Below are 20,053 nucleotides of genomic sequence, written 5' to 3'. Positions count from 1 at the left end.
GTTCCAAACAAATTTCAAATTCCAATGCACCAAATCTCAAACACGCACGTCGTGTTTGGAGGTTGGATTTTGAGTATTGTGATTTGTTTGGAGCTTGTTTTTTGGAATTTGGAAATTCAGACTGGAACGGGGGACATCGGATGTCTCGTAATTTCGTAATTCGCAGTATGCAAGATATCAAAAAATTTTCGCCGCCGCGCGTCGTGTGTCTCATGTATCCGAGTATGGGGATTCTCGACAATTGGCTCCCCGTACTCTCTGAGCTGAAGCAGAGGCGGCCGGACCTGAAAATCACCGCGCTCCTTCCGCGGCAGCGAGTTGTTGCAGAAATTGACCTTGCTGAAGTGACGATGCGCCTCGGCGAGCAGGTCTTCGATGAGGTCGTTTATAAATCGCGTGCCGGTTTTTGGGCGAGGGCGGAGAGCTTCGCGCAAACAAAAGCTCTCGCTGAACGCTCGCGTACTGTAAGCAGCATGATCGGCACGGTGCGAGCAGTTTTTTGGTATATGGACGCAATACATTTCCTCCGGCCTCTCATACGACCTGTTGCCCTGATGGCCGACAAATTTTTGCAGCGTCTAGGCGCTCTCTCTACTGACGAAACATATGCCGACATGGCGCGCATCGGGCGAGACACCACGGCGCTCTGTTTTGACCTTTTTGCGCTCACGAAAGTGGACGGTAGGGACATCATAAGGTACTTTCAAAAAGCAGCATGTTTTTCAATACAGCACGGACTAAACATAGTTGAGAGCGTAGGCGACGGTGTACGCATTCGACGCGCGCCGGCGAGGATCGTGGCGTATGCGTATTCAAAACACGAGACCGTCGCGTACAAGCATAATTACGGACTTGGCGAGGGGGAGATAAAAGTCATCGGGGTGCCGCGACACGAGTCGCGTTGGATTGAAAAGATTTTGCGTGAATCAAAACGTGATATGCCGGAGTCGTGGGGGCGCTATATTTTTTTGATATCCCGACCCGCGAACAGCGAGTTTCTCACGAAAGAGAAAAAACGACAGGCATTGGAAGACTTACGGAGGCTTGCTTTCGATGATCTCGGTTGTAAGATTGTGGTGAAGTTGCATCCGACGGAGCTGGTACCGAAGAATAACGATGCCCTCCTATACGAGCAGACGTTCGACAACTCGATGTATGGAAAACGCTGGCGGTATTCTTCTACCCACCCGTTCGTGCTCGGCGAGCGAAGTATGTTCGCCGTCGCGTTTTATTCAGGTGTGCCGGTGGACATGCTCGCGCTTGGTGTGCCAACGATCGAGTTGCGGAACATCGGAGGAGCGGGAGAAGAAGGCGCGGGAGCCGCATATCGTTCGCGAGGTCTTGTGCTCCCCGCAGACAATTACGAAGAACTGAAGCGCCACGCGGACGCCATCATACATGACAGGGCGGCGGTCATACAGCAGCTCCTGCCGCAGTATGAAGCATTTTTCGGAGGGGCGCACAAACAGCCGATATGCGTGATTGCGGATGATATCTGCAGAGCTCTTGATGCATCTGCGTAGCCATACAGATGACGAATCAAAATCTCAACGCGCATCAACACAGGCCGCGTCGGTCTCGAGGCGGGCCGTTACTCACGCCGACTTTTATCATGAACGAATACGTGGAGCCATTCTAAAAACGATATAGACCGTTGTGTTTTGTTGCTATACTTCGTGTATCGAAATTCCCGATGTCGTTTATATTTATACCAATACCAATCGACCAACACGGGATCGATAAAAAGACAGTGCTTGCGATACGCGCATTCTGAATCTTGAAGCGTCAACGAAGGATTGCCGCCGATCTTTTTTAGATACTCTCGGAATAAATATGCTTCTGGGGCGATATTTTTTTCAAGGTTCTGATCAGCAACGAGATCAACCGCCCAGTAGAGAAGCATATCATCCGTATCGCCGAACAGAAACATGTCAGCAAGTCTATAATAGTCACCTCTCATATTACCGCACGACAAGCCGACGAGCCGTTTTTTTTGGTGGAATCCGTCGTGTACGGGGAAATGAGTAATTAAATCGATTAGCGATTCAAGCAAAAACGGATTATACATCCTTTGGTCTGTTCGCGTTTTCAGAATATACTGCACTTTTTTGTCACGCGCGAATTGGATACCGGCGCACGTTGAAATGATTTGAAAATTGATATTATACGGGCCGTTATACTTTGGCTTGTCGTGCAACAATACCACCGCCTCCTGTTTGATTTTATCGATGTACGAGGAATCTTCATTGTTCCACGTGGAGATAACGATGAGTGCCTGAGGGAAGTGTTTTTTATAGATGCGGACTGTCTCTAACGTAAAATGATGGCTTTTCAGAAGTGGTCCTTGCAGCACGATAGCGCAATTTGAATAGTCAGAACCCGCAATTGGCGTCGTTATAACGTCTTTTGCATACATAGGTCTTCGGTGAAAGGTAAGGAACTTCCCGGTGATTTTTTCGTATAGTGCAATCTGCATTTCAACGAGTCGTGCAAGAAAAGCAATGACAACGGGAGTTATTTTGTGAAATGCGTTCATGATGGTACAGTGGAATTGACGTGCGGCAAGAAGGCCGATAGTGCAGGCATTATCTCACGGTGGCAATTGGTGTGCCACACGGCGGGCGTCCTGGACGGGGTTGTAGAGGGAAAGGACAGTCGCCCGATGGTGTTTCATGATGATTGTTTTGACCTTGCCAGGACCTACGCAAAATTACACTCGATTCACGATTCAAGCCATATTTCTCCGGCGAACGGTGTCCACTTTAGGCATATTTTAGCTTTTGTATAAGTCCTACTTGCCATGCCCACGCCTATGCTTAAGCTTATTATTTTTGATCTCGACGGCGTTCTGGTGGAGGCGCGAGACATGCACTACGAGGCCCTGAACAGGGCACTTGCGCAGTTTGGGTACACGATTACTCACGATGAGCACCTCTCAACCTACGACGCGCTGCCGACATCAAAGAAACTCGAGATGTTGACGGAGCACAAGGGTTTCCCTGCGGATCTGCACGAGAAAGTGTGGCAGGAAAAACAGCAGCAGACGCGCGCGCTTATCAATGAGATGGCGTACGATGAGCGGATGCGGTCAATCCTGAGGCGGCTGCGGGACGACGGATACGGCATTGTTGTTTGCTCAAATTCGGTTCGGGAGTCGACAAAAATGATGCTGCTCCGGAAAGGGCTTCTCGAATATGTTGACTTTTATCTCTCTAATCAGGATGTCGCGAACGCTAAACCCCATCCTGAAATATATCTTGCCGCAATGATCAAGGCGGGTGTGCGGCCGAGAGAGTGCCTTGTTGTTGAAGATTCTCACTATGGTCGGCAGGCAGCGGTTGATGCGGGCGCTTACTTGTGTCCCGTACGGGACGTAGCAGATGTAACCTACGAGCGAATTACTGAAGCCGTCGCGGAAGCGAACAGGGACGCCAACTACAAAAAGTTCGTGCCGAAGTGGCAGGGGCGGGATCTTACCATTCTCATTCCCCTGGCAGGGGCGGGGAGACAATTTCAAGAGCGGGGCTACACCTTTCCAAAGCCTTTGGTCGAAGTCCATGGGAAACCTATGATTCAACTCGTCGTAGAGAACCTTAACACCGAGGGGAACTTTATTTTTGTGGTACAGCGAGAACACTACCAAAAGTACCACCTGAGTTACTTACTGAACCTCATCGCGCCGGGATGCAGGATCGTGCAGACCGAGGGGATTACCCGTGGCGCCGCCGAGTCCGCGCTCCTGGCCAGCGAATACATTGAAAACGACCGCCCGTTGGTGATCGCAAACTCGGACCAATTTCTTGAGTGGAACAGTAACGAATTTTTTTACGCAATGGCGCACGAAGAGTGCGACGGGGGAATCGTAACCTTTAAGTCGACTCATCCCCGCTGGAGTTTTGCAAGACGGGGAGAAAACGGTTACGTCGTGGAAGTTGCCGAGAAGCGACCCATAAGCGACGATGCGACAGCCGGTGTCTATTACTACGAACGCGGCGCAGATTTTGTTCGCGGAGCACGGCGAATGATCGAACGAAATATTCGTACGAACAATGAATTTTATGTCTGCCCCGTGTTCAATGAGCTGATCCAAGAAGGTAAAAAGATCCGCATGTTTCCGATTCGTCGGATGTACGGACTCGGCACGCCGGAGGACCTTGAGTTGTTTTTAAAAACGTCGCCCACATAAGAGGCGTTCCAGCCGAAGGAGGAAATGATATGAAGTTACTCATACCAATTGCAGGAAGGGGTTCTCGGTTTAAGAAAGAGGCGCACCTGAATCCCGAGTATCATATTCCGAAGCCGTTTATTTCAGTGCGCGGGTACCCGATGGTGCGGTGGGCCACCGGCTCCTTGCCTTTTGTGGCACACAGGGGACAGCGGGTGGGGAGTGACTTTGCGATACGCGCGGGCGACATCGTGTTCGTAGCGCTTGAAGAGCACGAAAGAGACTACGCCCTTGTGCGTCGTCTTAAGGAAATCTACGGGAAAGAAGTCAACGTCCTGTTGATCCCTGAGGTAACGCGCGGCGCTGCAGAAACGGCGCTCTGCGCCGAGGAGTACATCGTCGCCGACGAGCCGCTTCTTGTTTCCGACTCGGACCATTTTTTTGACGGCGGCGCGCTTCTTAATGCGATTGCAGCAGACCCATCTGCCGATGGGTTTATTCCCGTGTTCGAGGTTCCGGAAGGGGACACGAAATGGAGCTTTAGCCGTTTTGACCCGAGCGGTTCTATTGACTTGGTGGCGGAGAAACAACCGATTTCCACATGGGCCAACATCGGTGCGTATTATTTTGGCAGGGGGAGCGATTTCCTTGAAGCAGCGACCGAGGCGATCGAGCGTGGAGAATATGTGAATAATGAATTTTATCTGGCTCCACTCTACAATAAACTCATTGCGCGAGGGAGGAGCATCAAGGCGGTGTTCCCGAAGTATGTCTATGGTCTGGGAACGCCCAGAGACTTAGAGTATTTTCTCCAGGAGACTAATTTCGACCTTTCGGACGAGTGACCTTTTTTTTCTCCATTTCCTCCTGCGTACGGACAGCAAGGGAACCATTCGCGGCAGAAGCAGGTTTTAGAACAGTGCAGAGGGCACGGGGTTTTGTGCTTGACGCCGCCCCCTTTTGATCGTTTAAGACAAAACGCATGAAACCTGTCTCTATAGGCACGTGGATCACGCTCGGGCATCCGTCTATCGCGGAGATTTTTGCTGCGGCTGATTTCGACTGGGTGTGCGTTGATATGGAGCACTCGGTGATTGACTATACCGAAGCGCAGCTTTTAATCGCGGCTATCCAGTCGAAAGGAAAGCAGGCATACGTGCGCGTCGGGGAGAACAACCCACGGATCATCAAGAGGGTGCTTGATGCGGGCGCCGACGGCATTATTGTACCGATGGTCTGCTCCGCGAGCGATGCGCGTCGAGCGGTAGAGGCGGTGCGGTATCCGCCGCGAGGGAAGCGCGGCGTGGGGCTTGCGCGCGCGCAAGGGTACGGCTTTTCTTTTGACGAGTATAAGCGCGGCAAAGCGAAAGACATCAAGCTCGTGGTGATAATCGAGCACATTGACGCCATCAAGAACCTGCGAGAGATCATCGAGGTGGAGGGCGTTGATGGCACGTTCATCGGCCCGTATGATCTTTCCGGCTCGCTCGGCAAACCGGGAGACTACAATGAACCGGATGTGCAGGCGGCGCTCGCCGACTATGAGCGCATCGCGCTCCAGTATGACAAGTGGGTCGGTTTCCATGTGGTGCCGCCGGATCACCGGCTTGTCGAAGAAAAGATCGCGAAGGGGTACAATTTTATTGCCTTCTGTTTCGATGCGGCATTTCTTGGCAACGCGTGCAGGACCGAGTTAAGTCAAATAGCAAGGCCGTAATGGCGAGTAAATTTTTATGAAAGTTGTTGGCATAATACCCGCGCGCATGGCGTCAACCCGTTTTCCAGGCAAGCCCCTGGCGCCAATCCACGGCATGCCCATGGTGGGGCATTGCTTATTGAGGAGTAGCCTCTGTTCGCTTATGGACGAGGTGTATGTGGCGACGTGCGACCAGGAGATTTTTGATTATGTAGAGAGCATTGGCGGGAAGGCGGTGATGACCGCGAATACGCACGAGCGTGCCACTGATCGTACCGCAGAGGCGGTCGCGAAGATCGAAGAGGCGACCGGCGAGTCGATAGACCTCGTCGTCATGGTGCAGGGCGATGAGCCGATGGTCGTGCCGGAAATGCTCGAAAAAGCAATCCGGCCGATGTTAGACGATCCGTCTCTCAATATCTTGAACATTATTGCGCGCGTGGACCGTGAGACTTTTGAAAGCCCCAACACCGTAAAGGTGGTAGTGGACGGCACGGGGAGGGCGCTCTATCTTTCTCGATCTCCTATTCCATCGGACGCGAAATACAAAGGTGAGATACCGATGTTAAAGCAGCTCGGCATTATTCTTTTCAACAAAGATTTCCTGATAAAGTACAACCGCATGCCCGCGACGCCCCTAGAGACAATAGAGTCCGTTGACATGCTGCGCGTTATTGAAAACGGCATTCGCTTGCAGACGTCGATAACGGACACAGATACCAGCTCCGTTGATACGCCGGAGGACCTCGAGAGAGTCATCGCGCGGATGAAATCCGATCCCCTTATTGCAACGTACGTGAAGTCGCCATCATGAGTGAAATTGTTGTAACTTCCCGGACATTCTCCGGGACAAAAGAGTTGCGAGAGGAGCTCTTGAAACATTTTCCGGATACTGCGTTCAATAGTGATCGGGCGCTCGCGGACGATGACCTGGCATTCTTTATTGGCGATGCTCGTGGGGCGATTGTCGGACTCGAGAGAATACACGAAGGGGTGTTAGACAAGCGCCTAAATTTAGAAATAATCGCGAAATATGGCGTCGGACTCGACAACATTGACGGTGAGGCTTGTGCGCGGCGCAACATCACGATTGGCTGGACCGGCGGCGTGAACCGACTCTCGGTCGCAGAAATGACGCTCGGCTTCATGCTTGCGCTCTCGCGGAATCTTTTTAAGACATCAGCCCGATTAAAGCGCGGAGAGTGGGACAAGAGCGGCGGTTTCGAGTTGAGCGGGAAGACGGTCGGCATCATCGGCGTTGGGCATGTCGGAAAAGAAGTCATTCGCCTGCTCAAGCCCTTTGGCTGCCGGATATTGGTAAACGATATTATTGATCAGGCCGATTACTACCGCGACGAGGGGGTTGAGGAGGTCAGTAAGGAGGAAATTTTTAGGCGTGCAGATATAGTAAGTATCCACACGCCGCTTACAGAAGCGACACGCGCTCTCGTCAACGAGGGAACGCTTTCGATGATGCGGCCTGACTCACACCTCATTAATACCGCGCGCGGTCCCATAGTGAAGCTAGAGGCCTTGACGCAGGCTCTAAAATCTGGCAGGCTTGCCGGGGCGGCGATTGACGTCTACAACGAGGAGCCTCCCAAGGACAAAGAATTACTCGCGCTCGAGAACGTGATAACGACGCCGCACATAGGAGGCAACTCCAAAGAAGCGGTTCTCGCGATGGGCATGAGTGCCATAGAGCACTTGAGGCGACACTTCAAGAGATAACGCTATGATAAAAAAGAGGGTAGGCATTGTCGGGTACGGGGTCGTGGGCAAGAGGCGGAGAAGTTTTATAGACGCGCACCCCGTGCTCACGACCGTTGCGGTCTCTGACATAACGTTTCCCGAAGACGTTGTGGAGGCGGGCGGCGCGCGGGCGTATCGAGACTACCAACACCTGCTGAAAGAGGACTTGGATGCTCTGTTTGTTTCTGTCCCCAACTACCTTGCTCCGGAGGCGACCATCGCGGGGCTCAAACAAGGCCTCCATGTTTTTTGCGAAAAGCCGCCCGGTCGCTCGGTCAAAGACATTGAGGAGGTGATACAGGAAGAAAAATCGCACCCGGGTTTAATTTTGAAATATGGATTTAACCACCGGTACCACGACTCTGTTCAGGCGGCCCTGAAGATTATCGAGTCGGGAGAGATGGGGGAAATTATCAACGTACGCGGGGTGTATGGGAAGAGCAAAGTAGTCCCGTTTTCCGGGGGGTGGCGATCGGAAAGAAAATACGCCGGAGGGGGCATTCTCCTTGATCAAGGAATCCACATGCTGGACTTGATGCGTTTGTTCTGTGGGGAGTTTCGGGAGGTGCGGAGTGCTGTGTCGAACGATTTTTGGAACCACGACGTGGAGGATAATGCGTACGCCATCATGAAAGACGAGCGGGGGAGGGTTGCCATGATCCACTCGAGCGCCACCCTCTGGGAACACGGTTTTTCTCTGCATGTCTTTTTAGAAAAGGGATATCTCAAGCTCTCCGGCCTCGTGACCGGTTCAAAAAGCTACGGGGAGGAAACACTGCAGATTGGGCGGCGAGGCGATTCGGACCAGGGTACACTGGGCTCTGAGACCATTAAATACCTGGATGATAATTCCTGGAAGCGTGAAATAGACGAGTTCGCCGATGCCATACAAGGCGGCGCTCCTGTAAAGTTCGGCACGAGCGAAGACGCGCTCGACACCATGAAATTGGTCTACCGGATCTACTTCGCCGATCGAGCATGGCGTGATAAATTTAGCATCGCGGACCCTGATGCGTAGCCTGTAACCAGCTTAACCGGTACTCTCTGGAAGGGTATGAATAACCTGGAAAAAATATTTTTAGCGAGTCAAAACATCGAGGCCTTTGCCGGTGGTTATTTCCGCTACCTCGCTGGGCTTCTTGAGTCCCTTGACCAGGGAGCGATCAGCGCGTTTATGCAAACACTCGAAAACGCGCGAGTCCACGACAGTACGGTGTTCGTGGCAGGAAACGGCGGGTCCGCGTCAACGGCCTCGCATATAGGGAACGACATCGGGATGGCGATGGTGAAGGTGGCGCAGCGTAATCGGCCGTACCGGGTTTTCCCGCTCACGGATCATGTGTCAACCATGACCGCTGTCGGCAACGATTACGGATATGACGACATCTTCACGAAGCAGCTTGCGATACACTACAGAGACGGGGACGTGCTCGTCGTGATCTCAGCGAGCGGCAATTCCCCGAATGTGGTGAGAGCAGCAGAGTGGGTGCGCGAGAGGCAGGGGACGGTCCTCGGACTTCTCGGGTTTGACGGCGGGAAGCTGAAGGACCTCTGCCATGTGCCGATCGTCGTGGCGACGCCGAAGGGCGAGTACGGGCCGGTTGAGGACGTTCACCTGATCTTGAACCACATGCTTACAAGCTGGATACAGCAGAAGTTCGGGGGTAGCGCGGCCGTTTCGCTTGCGCCGCACGCGCACCCCACAGGGATGCCGTATGCAATTTGATTTCACCGGCAAGATAATTATTGTGACCGGCGGCACGCGCGGCATCGGGAAAAGTATTGCCGAGCATTTCGCGGCGCTTGGCGGAGAAGTCATTGCCACCGGCACGGACCTGGATCGTCTGAGCGCCGCGCAGGGTCTCACTTTTCGTCGTGAGCGGCGAGCAAATTACTTTCATCTGGATTTTCTCGAGGACGGCTCGTGTGACTCTTTTGTGACGGAAGTAGAGGAGTGCTACGGGCGCGTTGATATATTGGTGAACAATGCCGGTATCAATGAGGTCGGGGCAATTGGCGAGACGAGTACAGTGGACTTCGAGAACGTGATGAAGGTGAATGTGACTGGCCCCCTGCAGCTGCTACAAGAGACGAGCGTCATGATGAAGAAAAACGGATACGGGCGCATCGTTAATGTCGCGTCCATTTTTGGCGTTGTCGCACGCGACAAGCGCGTCTCGTATATAACGTCTAAAAATGCGCTGATTGGCCTCACCAAGGCCGCAGCAGTTGACCTTGCCCCGTATAATATCCTTGTAAACGCAGTTTCGCCCGGCTTCGTGGCGACAGAGATGACAAAACGGATGCTTGCTGATCCCCGCGAGCGCGATGCGCTTCTCGCAAAAGTGCCACTCCGGCGCTGTGCAGAACCAGACGAGATAGCGAAAGTCGTGCTGTTCTTAACAAGCGATCTGAACACTTTCATCACCGCGCAAAATATTATCGTCGACGGGGGGTTTGTGAGTGTATAGGGGGTAACCACCCACGTCTCATAATTTCGCGCTCGAGCTTCGGTGTTTGGAAATGATAGTCGCCTCAGCGACGAAAAACGCATAACTCGCCTGCGGGCCAGAAACAGATGCGTTTTTCTATTCAGGCTCGCGTTTCCTAAACACCTCTCGCTATGCGCGAAATTATGAGACGTGGGTGGTATGGCGAGAGGTTTGGTGTTTCGTGCGGGTGATTACAATTACAGGGATTAGATATGCTGCATACTTTTTCAGTAAAATCTTCGGTCCATAATTACACGGCTGCTTTTGTCGATGATGCACCAACTACGCTCGCGTCATGCCTCTCGGAGGGCGATTTTGTGATCGTTGATAAAAATGTCCTCGAGCTGTACGAGCGTACGATCGGAGCTCTTGTCCGCGGCCACGGGCACGTTGTCCTTGACGCGACCGAGGAGAAGAAGAGTTATCTCGGGGTCGTGTCGGTGCTTGAGCACCTGATTGAGAATGGCTTCAGGAAAAACAACCGTCTTGTCGCGATTGGCGGGGGTATTACACAGGACGTGACGGCCTTTGTAGCCTCCATTCTTTATCGAGGCGTGGCGTGGTCGTTTTTCCCGACGACGCTCCTTGCGATGGGCGACAGCTGTATTGGGAGTAAAACAGCGATTAACTTTGGACGCTACAAAAATCAGGTGGGCAATTTTTATCCGCCGCACCAAATTTTTATTGACATGACGTGGCTCGACACGCTGCCCGAGCGCGATATGAAATCAGGGCTAGGTGAGATGCTGCACTACTATATTGTCTCCGGAGAGCGGGATTACGAACGCTTTGTTCGTGAGTATGTTCGCGCACTCACCGATCGGGAGACTCTGCGGGGAGTTATTGAGAGGAGTCTCGAGATTAAGAAAAAAATTATAGAACTGGACGAATTCGACCGGAATGAAAGACAGGTTTTGAATTACGGCCATTCCTTCGGACATGCTCTTGAGTGCGTGACCCACCACAAGATACCGCACGGCATAGGGGTTGTGTTCGGTATGGACATGGCGAATTTCATCTCGATGAAGCTGGGGTTTATCTCAAAAGAGCTGTTTGAAGACCTCAGCGCATTTTTTTCGAAGGTCTGTGCGGGTTTTGACATGGGAGACAGTAACTTCGATACATTTATGGACGCGCTCGGCAGGGACAAAAAAAATGTCGGGTCAGATCTCGGGTTGATATTGATGCGTGGCGTGGGGCAGACGTTTAAGACCGTCGTCCGCCCCGATCGCCAATTCAGAGAGTGGATGGGAGAATATTTTGCCGCTAGAATTCATTAACTATGCACACGAGAACGTTTCGACTATATCTTGATGCACTGTCTCAGACGCTCGAGCGCATGCAAGCGGATGAGGAGCTCCTGGGACGCGTCGAGTCTGCGCGGGAGTGTCTCGGCGCCTCGCTTGCGAGCGGTTGTAAGGTGCTTATCGCAGGAAACGGCGCGAGCGCGACGCACGCCGAGTATTTTGCCTCACAGCTCGTGGGGTCGTTCAATAAAAGCAAACGCCGCGCTCTCCCCGCGCTTGCGCTCACCACCGATACGTCGTTCCTCACCGCGTGGAGTAACGACGTTGGCTTCGAGAGCGTTTTTGCACGCCAGATCGAGGCGCTTGGGAGAACGGGCGATGTTTTTATAGCAATCTCAACGAGCGGAAACTCACCGAACATCCTTGCGGGGGTCGACGAGGCGCGCCGACAGCGTCTCAAGACCGTGAGCCTCCTCGGCAAGGACGGCGGTGCGATGAAAGGTCGCGCGGACTATGAGATTATCGTGCCATCCTCATCAACCCAAGAGATTCAAGACGCTCATCAGTGGATCCTCCACAGTTGGTGCGAGGCACTCACGGAAATGTTCGAAAATAAATGACATTATGACTACGCATGAGTGTATACCTCTGATGAGCGCCACTGCAGTGCGGTATATAACCACGCATCTGCTTCGGCGAAAAAATTCGAGCCTAGAGAGGGAGCATTTCATTATCGAATACGGGTCGGGGGACTCAACGAAGTTCTTTGTAGACGAGTTGATTACGGCGAACATTGTCGCGCGTTACGTCGCCGTTGAGCGATCGCCGCTCTGGTATGCGAGGATGCTCTCGTATTTTCCGGGTGGGACAACAGCCCGAAACGTTTGGTCCCTAAAAGACTACGTCGCATTTTTGCGCTCTGAATCGCAGAACGTATGGGACGTGCCTCCGGAATGTCGGCGGCTCGAGCGTGAGCAGAAGAAAATGAAAACGCTACGATTCATCGCCGAGTTCCTGTTCCGGAAGAACAATTTTTGGTTCGATGAGAAGTATGGCGTGAAAATCGACTGCATTGATTTCGAGTATGCGTATATATACGAGGGGTTCAAAGACCAGTACGGCGAGTCGCCGAATAAGCATAAGTATATTCGCCTGCCGCTTACTGGATTGCTCGAAGCACTTCAAGCGGGACGGAAATGCCACGCGGTGTTCATCATTGATGGCGGACCGAGAGCAGATATTGTCAAGGAGTGCTTCGACCTGATTGATCGGTACAAAAATCTGACAGTCGATATTTTTCTGCTTGAAGCGTACCGCGGTTACTACGAGTCGATACTTTCGTCTCGGCCTGGCGGACGGTTTATAGCGGCGGAAAAAAACGAGATGCTCGATGGTCGAGCGTATCTGCCCGAGCCGCATGGGAGCGAGGCGCCCCTGTCTGCTTGCTCAGTATTACTCGACGCGCCGACCAGAGAAGCGGCACTTCTCAAAGAGTTGTGGCATTTCACCAATGTGCGAGAGTGAACGATTAGGCAAAAAGTGCACGAAATACTTTATATAAGTCTCTATTTTTCCTCGCTTGTGGTTATGGAAGACCGCGGAGTGCCGACAGGAATGCCCTGCCCTCCGGTAGGGTCGTTTACAATGTAGAACCCCACAGCGCATGGCTGTGGGGCCCAACATCAAATTTATTGTTTGCTCCTTTTTATAGCAAATCTAGCGCCGAACCGATGCGGACACGTCGACATTGAAATAACGTTTCGCCTTCGAGCTTCTCAATCCCACAGCAAAACGCGGAGAGATCCCCACCATCATAACTGCGAATCCTACAGAGTGTTGCGTGCAAGATGTCGTCCATCCGGCGAACCTGCAGGTTGTAGGCCTTGTATACGGTGGCGAGGTCCATCCTCAACCCGATGAGCCATGTCGGAATGCTATCCGCCATCAAAAGGCAGTTGCCTTCTCCATCGAGGATTACATGTTGAAACAGCAAGTCCTTGTGGTGACGATAACCGTCAGCAACAAGGGAAATTTCTTGCGACATGAATGAGCAAATTTCGCACCAGTCGCCAAGATTTTCGTTCCAATCAGCTTCAAGCACAGTGGCATGGAGCGGGAAGTCAAGGCCAGCAAGGATAACGTCAATCCCATGGGACTCAGCCGACTTCGCTATTGCCGTCAATAGCTGGTCGTTGGTGAAGTCGCCGAGAAAGGAAACATTCATGCGTTGCGCAAGCGCTGGCGGAAACCCACTGAATGTTCCCACGTTTCCCGCCTGCACCGCCGCCGCACCGGCTTCTTTCAGACCCTTAATTTTCTCAAGCACCGGATCCGTTCCGTTTGCCATGAGACACTCCTTTTCTTTATGATTGTCCGAAAGTACGAACCAAAAAACAGCGAGTGTGCTCGCTGCCTTGTCAAGGCATAGCCCTGCGAAATCACTAGATTTACGCTATAGCAACCCGAGCAGATCGTCAAGGTCTCGCGGGTGGGCGGTGCACACCCCGTCAATTTTCCACGTGATGAAATTCCGCCAGTCTTTCTCGTAGCCCTGGAGAGCGTGCGAGTGGCCGTGATCGGCGTGAAGTTCTGGCGATATCGCGTAAATCTTTTTACCCGCCCTCTGGATTTCCCGGGCGCGCTGCTCAGTATACTCACTGGCCGGTATTTTCCACTCATCCCACCAGACCGTGTGGAAGAGATTGAGGTGCTGCCGCGCCTCTCCCCAGGTGTATATGGTAGGAGCATAATTCTTCTCGCCGACCGAGATCGCAATTTCGACAGACGGGTCGGCTTTGCGCACGCGCTCGGCGGTTTCGAATGTGAGATCGAAGAGCAGGGCTTTTTCGTGCAGGCCGCAACGCCTGAAAGCCTCGAGCAGTATGCGGATCTGTTGCTCTCCCTGCTCGTCGCCCTTCACATGGATAGCGGCTTTCTGTGTTGGGCCAAACCGCGCCATTATTTGCTCTGCCACGTCCGGAAAACGTGGAATTTTCACACCCGGTTTCAGTACGTCCAACCGAGAAAGCTCTTCGTACGTGCTCTCCCGGACCGTGAGCTTCGTGCCAGTCACGTGCTCCGTGTCCGGATTGTGCAGGCATATAAGCTGTCTGTCTTTCGTGAGCCGCACGTCAAGCTCAATGCCAAATCCCGCCTCGAGCGCCGCGGCAAACGCCGGCATAGTGTTTTCCGGATGCTCCAACTTTAATCCTCGATGTGCAAAAATCAGCATAGTGACCAAGTGGGGCTATTTTTAAGGGATGACGCGTGACGGTGAAAGAGCGTGTCATGAAGCCAACAGGGCTCTAAGAGCACGAACGACCCTCTCGGACGCTCTTGTATCTGATGGACCGCAGATGGTGCGGACAATATCGCCTCGTTCGCTCTCATCGAGGTGAGGGTTTTGTAAATACATTTTTAATAAATCACGAAATTCCCCCTCGCTCTCTGCGACCCGGACACCGCCGCTCCGGACCAATCGTTTGATGTGCGTAAAGTCGTAACCATAGAGTTTGTCCCAGTGCGTTTTTGCCGCGGCGTAAAAATGAATCAGAATAATCGGTTTATTGAACAGAGCCGCGTCGAGCGCAATGGTAGAGGGTCCGGTCGTTACCACGTCGCTGTGACAGAGGGCGTTCATCAAAAAAGTATCATCCGCGGCTGTTATTTCTCGGTCGGCAAACCTGTTGGCGCCAAAAGCGAGGCCCGGCTTATTAATATACACGTTCGGTGCACGGAGAGTTTCGATATTACTCACCGTGTCGAGTGGCGGAAAGCGCACGATGATATTTTCCCCGGTCTCCGCAAGTAACTCGAGGAGCACGCGGTCAATCTCGGCGTCGTTCACATAGAAATTGCCGATGGGCGCGTGGAGAACAACTTTTTTTGTCGGATCAAGACCGAGCGACGCGAGAAATGTCTCCCGACTCTCCTGCGGGCCGCGGCGGTAGCGATCGTAGTGAGGAACGCCGGTAACCGCGATGCGTTTCTCGGGGATATAGTGGAGCGCGTGCGCCTCCTGTCTTGAAACCTCATCTGCGACGATGAGTGTCAGTGGCACAATCCGGATCATCCCCCACTGGCTGAGGTTGTCCCACGATCTGACCATCGCCGCTCGTGGCACAGAGCGTTTTTTTGCTTCCTGCAGTAGCGCGACGTCATTTTCGTTCTGGATATCAGTGGCAAAAATGAGATCGGGGGCATAGTGCTCAAAAATTTTCTTAAATATATTTTTGGGCGACAGATGGTAATCCAAAAATCGCACGAAGCGCACGAGCAGAGACGAGCGCGCCAGCACACGCGCTGGCAGAAAAAATAGATAGTACTGGAGCCACTTTTTGTTGACGACGCGTTGGTACGTTTGCCTGATGGCGACGGTCTCGGTGGCGAGCATGTTCCAGGACAGGCGTTTGAAGAAGAGACCGAAAAAATAACGCGTTGGTTGATTGGCGTCGACGCCTTCAATACAAACATTCGGTCCGCCGAAATTTTTTTCGTAATATACGGTTTTATGCCGAGGAACCACGATCACGAGGCGCGCCCCGTCTCGTAGAAGCAGTTTCAAGATATCCGTCGAGAGAATATTTCTCGAAATTAAGGAGTGAAAACTGGTAATGACGATTGTTTTGGCGTCCTTATGCATATGACTTGAGAGCGGACTTAACGAAGGTCCGTGCCCTGTTGATCCGGAATTGCAGATGAGTTTTTATCTTGTACCACAGAGAGCCGGTGATCCACCGCATATAATCCATTGCGTTTGGTTCAAAATAGAAAATGGTATACCCTGCGCTTTTATGCAGCGAAAACGGCCTCTTGCGGTAGGATACGAATGTTCTTTTCCTCGATGCTTCCTGAAGCACCCCGACTTGGCCTCGCCGATCATTTTCGACAAGGATTACCCCCCCCTGCGCAATCGTTGCGGGAGTCCATGAGTATCTGCATCTTGTCCGTCAACGATGATGAGGTCAAACGCCCCCTTCGTTTCTTTTATGAACCGTTCATGGATGACAAAGGGAGCGTTTTCGCGCAGCCGCTCGATGCAGGGTTCAAAATTCTCCGTTCCGACATACTCGAACGTGTTTTGAAATTCTCTTATGCCGTACGGTATTGTTCCGACGCCGACGCCGACCTCTAAAATTCTCCTCGGTTTTTCACTCCTCACTATGTTTTTCAGTTCGTTGAGAAAAAACAAAGATGCTATAGCATAATCTCCGTTCGTCTTTTGATATTCTTCGTATTCTGTTTTTGTCATTTTGTACACCATGTGAAGTTACATTGCATTAACCACCGGACAAACCGGCGGGTTTCATGTAATCAGATATTTCTGCATGTCATTGGCGTCAATCCGGTTAATGGCGAGTAGGCTCGGAGACGCGGCGGCGTAGCCTTTCTCGCATGTCAGGGCTGCACGGAAGCCGCACGTTTTTGCAATATCCATCGCAACTTGATCGTATGCTCCGCCTAAACCGTACGGGTACGAAAATGACGTACTCATCTCCCCCAAAATTTCCTCAAGTATTATTTTAGAGCGAACGATTTCCTCGCGCTGCGCTTCTTCGGAAAGCGAAGACAAAAATTGGTGTGTATGTGAGTGAGAGCCGATTTCCATACCGGCGCGCTGCATCTGCTGTATGTCCTCTTTGTCTAAATAAAATTTGCTAACCCACGCCGATAGTTCGCCGTAGAACGCGCGAAACAAGTGGTCAATAAGTAACGAGCGCACAGGTTCGGAAACAAAAACATTGAGCAGATATTTATAATATGCAGTCGTCTGGTCGTCCCAGGGAGACATCGCTGCATATTTTTTGATCAGGTCCTCGGTGTTTAGAGGAGCCGCAACCCCGCTGTTTTTAACGAGCCAACGCGTGGCTTCGGTAATCAAATCAGCAACAGAAAACAAGGAGTCTTCTTCTACCGACGCAGCAAGAAGTAGGTGGTTTTTGTGGACCGGAGCAAGCCAGCGATCAGTCAAGGGGCGAGTGATCACAAAAAAGCTCCCTTTTAGTCCATATTTTTGAAACAGAGGCATTACATTTTCGATATGAACCTTGAGGCCGTCGTCAAAACTCAGCACGGCCATTTTCGACGGCGGGAGAGTGGTTAAATCCTTTGTCGCCTCGAGGTACTCATGTAACGTCACGATGCGATACCCGCTTTCTAATAAAAGTTTGACGTGTCGTTCAAAATCATCCACGAGCATGCCTTTCATTCTCGGCCGCTCCTCCTTTCTTTGTATGTAGTGATAGACGATGATGATTGATGCATCGGTCATGGGCTCGTATTTAAATTTGTAATGGTATTAGGGCGGTCCTGGTCACCGTCGGCGCTCGTGGCATACCAATTGGAAAAAGAATTAAAACCATTCTCAGGATCAATGGCGCGTATATTTTTGGAGACGATATTGACAAAAGGGTCGGAGAAACTGAGAGGGTCCAGTAGCCGTGGGACCCGCTCGGTAAAATCTCGGGAGGATATAAAACCGAGGCGAGTCAGGGCGTGGTCAAAGAGGTTTGTTGTCATAAAAAAATCTGCCATAAGCGCGCCCGCCTCTTGTAATTCGCCGAGGAGAGCAAAAGCCAGAGCTTCGGCAAACCCGTCGTCGGGAAGAAATTCAACCACCCTTCCCACGCGCTTCTGTGAAGGAGCGATCTCGGCAATTCTCCATACCGCGAGCCCCCTGATTTCATGTTTCTCGTCCGCAATGACGAGCGGCGTATAGGTAAAATGCGGATGGGCACCATATCTCCAGTTGAAAAAATCGGCGTCGCGCCATGCGCCGTAAAATTTTTTCGCCATGTTTTTTTCCCAAAAATCGGTCATCGTTTGGTCAAACACCGATGGCTTCATCGTGTCTACCGTCTCGCCTTTGAAGTGCTGAAATCGGCTCAATCCTTCTTTGATTTTTTCTGTATCTCCCGGCCGTACTTCTTTGAAGATTTTGAGCGCGACTTCGTCGAACACAAAAACATATTTATTCATAAAGCCGAAATTGTAGCCCATGGCTTCAAGGAGACTCCTGCCGCCCTTGTGCTGCAGGCTCGCACCGGTGCCTGCGGAAATAAAAATTGACTCATCGGCGAGTAGATGGCGCACAATCGCCGGACCGATCCCTTTTTGTTGCAACTCGGCGCTGATCATAAAATTTGAATTCCACACCATGGGCAGCTTCGCCCCCGTTCTGTTGCTGAAGTAATGTGGGATGACAAATATGTGCCCGACCAGCGCATTTTTCCAAAATGTCCCGATGATCGGCAGCGAACTTTTTTCGTCACTTACTCGCGGAGGGTGCGTGTACCACTCGAAAAATTTTTCGTCCGTAAGAATGTAGTGGTCGCCGTAGGCGCGCTTCATAAAGCCCGTGAGAGCGCCGCGGTCATGCTCGGTAAGATACCGGGTTGTAAAATTTTCTGCGAGCATTTTAGTGATAGCGGACCCAGCGCACCAGCCGATCCATGGCGAAGAGTCCGTCCCAGGGAGAAGCGAAAAAGCTCATATTCCCCAATTGCGGGAGACGGTCACCGCCCTTCAATGTTAGGTCATCTATTTTTTGCAAATCTTCTTCAGGAGCGCCCACAAAGCCGATAGTCTGAATTTTGTGACTGTTTAGTGACGCCAGATCAGAGATGCTTTTTATTGGTTTTATAAAAATAGTGCGGGAACCGACGATGGGCGAAAAACCTTCCTCGTTCGTTATAATGACTGTCCAGTCGGTAGCGTTTCCTTGAGGAATAATAACCTCTCCCCGTGAGGCATACTCTGCGCGCAGAGTCAATATCTGCATAACCGTTTCCGCATCCATCTCTCCCTTGGGGAGGAGGAGCCGTGTTGTCCTTTCGAGCTCCTTTGCAAGTATCTGACCGAATACCTCAGGCGTCGCTACTCCACCCGCTTCAATAAAAACAACGTGGGGAGAAGAACAGGCGTACTGATCAAAATTTGCCACGTCAACGGCGAGGGCGCTGGCTATAGTTCTCATGCGGTCTTGAGGAACCGCTTTGCTGATCAGAGCATACGAGTACTTCGGGCCGTATACGATATCTTCAGTCCAAAAATTTTTAGAAAGAGACAAAATCGCTTTGACGCTCTCTTCACCACCCCACAGTATACGGACATCGGCAAAACGGGAAAGTTCCTCGTGGGCAGCTCTGTCGTTTTTTGGGACACCTATAACACTTACCGAATTGATGATACGCTCCCATCCTTTATGCCCCCGCGCCGCGTCAGCCGCTATCTCGAGCATGTCAAGCAAAATCTCGTAATTTTTCTTGGGCGCTTTCGTGAGCAAAACGTTCTTGGTGGCCGTCACCTGCGCCAGGGAATATATGCCGAGCAGCGGGATATTGCCGGCAAGCCACTCGACCACGAGTCCCCTAGGTTGGGCGTGCAGGAAAAAATCAAACCCCTCCGGCTGTATAAAACCGTCGAGGTACGCACGTTTTCCCCTCAGAGCAAGGTCTAGGTTTTTTCCCAAGTTTTCTTTTTTAAGAAAATGCACCAAGTCTCCAAAATTGCCTCCGGTTTTTTGCGCCGGATGAGATAATCGGGCGATTCGCGCGCTAAGGACGCCAAAAAAATCAAGAATCTCATCAACCGGAATATTGTGCAGGGCAGCGCGCGAATCTTCAAGCGCTCGCACCACATCGGCAAGCTCGCGCTCGGTATGCTCTTTTTTGCCCTCGAAAAACAGGCTTTGTATTCGCAT

The 20,053-nt window shown here is 51.8% G+C and carries 20 protein-coding genes; 12 read left to right on the top strand and 8 right to left on the bottom strand.

Features of this window, described 5'->3' with window-relative positions; genetic code table 11:
- Window positions 1–167: 167 nt before the first annotated feature.
- Window positions 168–1,523 carry a hypothetical protein gene (locus Q8R39_03440; GenBank protein ID MDP3735455.1) on the top strand — a complete coding sequence of 452 codons (1,356 nt, stop codon included), beginning with the start codon at window positions 168–170 and terminating at the stop codon, window positions 1,521–1,523.
- Window positions 1,524–1,591: 68 nt separating this feature from the next.
- Here the strand turns inward: Q8R39_03440 and Q8R39_03435 are convergent, their stop codons facing one another.
- A complete protein-coding gene (locus Q8R39_03435; protein MDP3735454.1) occupies window positions 1,592–2,536 on the bottom strand; it encodes a WavE lipopolysaccharide synthesis family protein in 945 nt (314 codons plus the stop codon).
- 276 nt (window positions 2,537–2,812) lie between these two features.
- On the opposite strand from Q8R39_03435, the gene Q8R39_03430 reads away from it, so the two are divergent.
- The 11 genes from Q8R39_03430 (at window position 2,813) to Q8R39_03380 (ending at window position 12,876) form a co-directional block, all read left to right on the top strand.
- Window positions 2,813–4,186, top strand: a complete 1,374-nt coding sequence (locus Q8R39_03430) for an HAD-IA family hydrolase (GenBank protein ID MDP3735453.1) — start codon at window positions 2,813–2,815, stop codon at window positions 4,184–4,186.
- Window positions 4,187–4,215: 29 nt separating this feature from the next.
- A complete protein-coding gene (locus Q8R39_03425; GenBank protein MDP3735452.1) occupies window positions 4,216–5,010 on the top strand; it encodes a hypothetical protein in 795 nt (264 codons plus the stop codon).
- 137 nt (window positions 5,011–5,147) lie between these two features.
- Complete coding sequence (locus Q8R39_03420; protein ID MDP3735451.1) at window positions 5,148–5,882, top strand: aldolase/citrate lyase family protein; 735 nt, start codon at window positions 5,148–5,150, stop codon at window positions 5,880–5,882.
- Between the two features lie 16 nt (window positions 5,883–5,898).
- Entirely contained in the window at window positions 5,899–6,675 is a 777-nt protein-coding gene (kdsB, locus tag Q8R39_03415; GenBank protein ID MDP3735450.1) for a 3-deoxy-manno-octulosonate cytidylyltransferase, read from the top strand.
- On the top strand, window positions 6,672–7,592 hold the full coding sequence (locus Q8R39_03410) for a phosphoglycerate dehydrogenase (GenBank protein ID MDP3735449.1): 921 nt from the start codon (window positions 6,672–6,674) through the stop codon (window positions 7,590–7,592). Before kdsB ends, Q8R39_03410 begins: the two co-directional genes overlap by 4 nt.
- A gap of 4 nt (window positions 7,593–7,596) precedes the next feature.
- Window positions 7,597–8,631: a Gfo/Idh/MocA family oxidoreductase gene (locus tag Q8R39_03405; protein MDP3735448.1), complete on the top strand. Its 1,035-nt coding sequence runs from the start codon at window positions 7,597–7,599 to the stop codon at window positions 8,629–8,631.
- 36 nt (window positions 8,632–8,667) lie between these two features.
- Complete coding sequence (locus Q8R39_03400; GenBank protein MDP3735447.1) at window positions 8,668–9,339, top strand: SIS domain-containing protein; 672 nt, start codon at window positions 8,668–8,670, stop codon at window positions 9,337–9,339.
- Window positions 9,329–10,084: an SDR family NAD(P)-dependent oxidoreductase gene (locus tag Q8R39_03395; GenBank protein MDP3735446.1), complete on the top strand. Its 756-nt coding sequence runs from the start codon at window positions 9,329–9,331 to the stop codon at window positions 10,082–10,084. Before Q8R39_03400 ends, Q8R39_03395 begins: the two co-directional genes overlap by 11 nt.
- 233 nt (window positions 10,085–10,317) lie before the next feature.
- Window positions 10,318–11,385, top strand: a complete 1,068-nt coding sequence (locus tag Q8R39_03390) for a 3-dehydroquinate synthase (protein MDP3735445.1) — start codon at window positions 10,318–10,320, stop codon at window positions 11,383–11,385.
- 2 nt (window positions 11,386–11,387) lie between these two features.
- Window positions 11,388–11,972, top strand: a complete 585-nt coding sequence (locus tag Q8R39_03385) for an SIS domain-containing protein (protein ID MDP3735444.1) — start codon at window positions 11,388–11,390, stop codon at window positions 11,970–11,972.
- A 31-nt stretch (window positions 11,973–12,003) separates the two neighbouring features.
- Window positions 12,004–12,876 (top strand): hypothetical protein, encoded by an 873-nt coding sequence (locus tag Q8R39_03380; protein ID MDP3735443.1) that lies wholly within the window; start codon window positions 12,004–12,006, stop codon window positions 12,874–12,876.
- Window positions 12,877–13,057: 181 nt separating this feature from the next.
- Here the strand turns inward: Q8R39_03380 and Q8R39_03375 are convergent, their stop codons facing one another.
- The 7 genes from Q8R39_03375 to Q8R39_03345 form a co-directional block, all read right to left on the bottom strand.
- Window positions 13,058–13,699, bottom strand: coding sequence for a hypothetical protein (locus Q8R39_03375; GenBank protein ID MDP3735442.1), 642 nt, complete (start codon window positions 13,697–13,699; stop codon window positions 13,058–13,060).
- Window positions 13,700–13,804: 105 nt separating this feature from the next.
- Complete coding sequence (locus tag Q8R39_03370; GenBank protein ID MDP3735441.1) at window positions 13,805–14,584, bottom strand: glycerophosphodiester phosphodiesterase family protein; 780 nt, start codon at window positions 14,582–14,584, stop codon at window positions 13,805–13,807.
- Window positions 14,585–14,638: 54 nt separating this feature from the next.
- On the bottom strand, window positions 14,639–15,994 hold the full coding sequence (locus tag Q8R39_03365; protein ID MDP3735440.1) for a CDP-glycerol glycerophosphotransferase family protein: 1,356 nt from the start codon (window positions 15,992–15,994) through the stop codon (window positions 14,639–14,641).
- Between the two features lie 252 nt (window positions 15,995–16,246).
- Entirely contained in the window at window positions 16,247–16,603 is a 357-nt protein-coding gene (locus tag Q8R39_03360) for a hypothetical protein (GenBank protein MDP3735439.1), read from the bottom strand.
- Window positions 16,604–16,657: 54 nt separating this feature from the next.
- Window positions 16,658–17,623 carry a polysaccharide deacetylase family protein gene (locus Q8R39_03355; protein ID MDP3735438.1) on the bottom strand — a complete coding sequence of 322 codons (966 nt, stop codon included), beginning with the start codon at window positions 17,621–17,623 and terminating at the stop codon, window positions 16,658–16,660.
- Window positions 17,620–18,768: a hypothetical protein gene (locus Q8R39_03350; GenBank protein MDP3735437.1), complete on the bottom strand. Its 1,149-nt coding sequence runs from the start codon at window positions 18,766–18,768 to the stop codon at window positions 17,620–17,622. The genes Q8R39_03355 and Q8R39_03350 overlap by 4 nt, the downstream gene beginning before the upstream one ends.
- A gap of 1 nt (window position 18,769) precedes the next feature.
- Window positions 18,770–20,053: an acyl-CoA reductase gene (locus tag Q8R39_03345; GenBank protein ID MDP3735436.1), complete on the bottom strand. Its 1,284-nt coding sequence runs from the start codon at window positions 20,051–20,053 to the stop codon at window positions 18,770–18,772.

Source organism: bacterium (genome assembly GCA_030697645.1).
Taxonomy (GTDB): domain Bacteria; phylum Patescibacteriota; class Minisyncoccia; order Phycocordibacterales; family VMGT01; genus JAUYPI01.
Note: the sequence above shows the minus strand (reverse complement) of the source record. Positions and strands in the feature narration are given on the sequence as shown.

What these genes read in the sequence shown, in the direction of transcription:
- Q8R39_03440 (MDP3735455.1), top strand. Translation starts at nt 168, where the DNA reads ATGCAAGATATCAAAAAATTTTCGCCGCCGCGCGTCGTGTGTCTCATG.
- Q8R39_03435 (MDP3735454.1), bottom strand. Translation starts at nt 2,536, where the DNA reads ATGAACGCATTTCACAAAATAACTCCCGTTGTCATTGCTTTTCTTGCA.
- Q8R39_03430 (MDP3735453.1), top strand. Translation starts at nt 2,813, where the DNA reads ATGCTTAAGCTTATTATTTTTGATCTCGACGGCGTTCTGGTGGAGGCG.
- Q8R39_03425 (MDP3735452.1), top strand. Translation starts at nt 4,216, where the DNA reads ATGAAGTTACTCATACCAATTGCAGGAAGGGGTTCTCGGTTTAAGAAA.
- Q8R39_03420 (MDP3735451.1), top strand. Translation starts at nt 5,148, where the DNA reads ATGAAACCTGTCTCTATAGGCACGTGGATCACGCTCGGGCATCCGTCT.
- kdsB (MDP3735450.1), top strand. Translation starts at nt 5,899, where the DNA reads ATGAAAGTTGTTGGCATAATACCCGCGCGCATGGCGTCAACCCGTTTT.
- Q8R39_03410 (MDP3735449.1), top strand. Translation starts at nt 6,672, where the DNA reads ATGAGTGAAATTGTTGTAACTTCCCGGACATTCTCCGGGACAAAAGAG.
- Q8R39_03405 (MDP3735448.1), top strand. Translation starts at nt 7,597, where the DNA reads ATGATAAAAAAGAGGGTAGGCATTGTCGGGTACGGGGTCGTGGGCAAG.
- Q8R39_03400 (MDP3735447.1), top strand. Translation starts at nt 8,668, where the DNA reads ATGAATAACCTGGAAAAAATATTTTTAGCGAGTCAAAACATCGAGGCC.
- Q8R39_03395 (MDP3735446.1), top strand. Translation starts at nt 9,329, where the DNA reads ATGCAATTTGATTTCACCGGCAAGATAATTATTGTGACCGGCGGCACG.
- Q8R39_03390 (MDP3735445.1), top strand. Translation starts at nt 10,318, where the DNA reads ATGCTGCATACTTTTTCAGTAAAATCTTCGGTCCATAATTACACGGCT.
- Q8R39_03385 (MDP3735444.1), top strand. Translation starts at nt 11,388, where the DNA reads ATGCACACGAGAACGTTTCGACTATATCTTGATGCACTGTCTCAGACG.
- Q8R39_03380 (MDP3735443.1), top strand. Translation starts at nt 12,004, where the DNA reads ATGAGCGCCACTGCAGTGCGGTATATAACCACGCATCTGCTTCGGCGA.
- Q8R39_03375 (MDP3735442.1), bottom strand. Translation starts at nt 13,699, where the DNA reads ATGGCAAACGGAACGGATCCGGTGCTTGAGAAAATTAAGGGTCTGAAA.
- Q8R39_03370 (MDP3735441.1), bottom strand. Translation starts at nt 14,584, where the DNA reads ATGCTGATTTTTGCACATCGAGGATTAAAGTTGGAGCATCCGGAAAAC.
- Q8R39_03365 (MDP3735440.1), bottom strand. Translation starts at nt 15,994, where the DNA reads ATGCATAAGGACGCCAAAACAATCGTCATTACCAGTTTTCACTCCTTA.
- Q8R39_03360 (MDP3735439.1), bottom strand. Translation starts at nt 16,603, where the DNA reads ATGACAAAAACAGAATACGAAGAATATCAAAAGACGAACGGAGATTAT.
- Q8R39_03355 (MDP3735438.1), bottom strand. Translation starts at nt 17,623, where the DNA reads ATGACCGATGCATCAATCATCATCGTCTATCACTACATACAAAGAAAG.
- Q8R39_03350 (MDP3735437.1), bottom strand. Translation starts at nt 18,768, where the DNA reads ATGCTCGCAGAAAATTTTACAACCCGGTATCTTACCGAGCATGACCGC.
- Q8R39_03345 (MDP3735436.1), bottom strand. Translation starts at nt 20,053, where the DNA reads ATGCGAATACAAAGCCTGTTTTTCGAGGGCAAAAAAGAGCATACCGAG.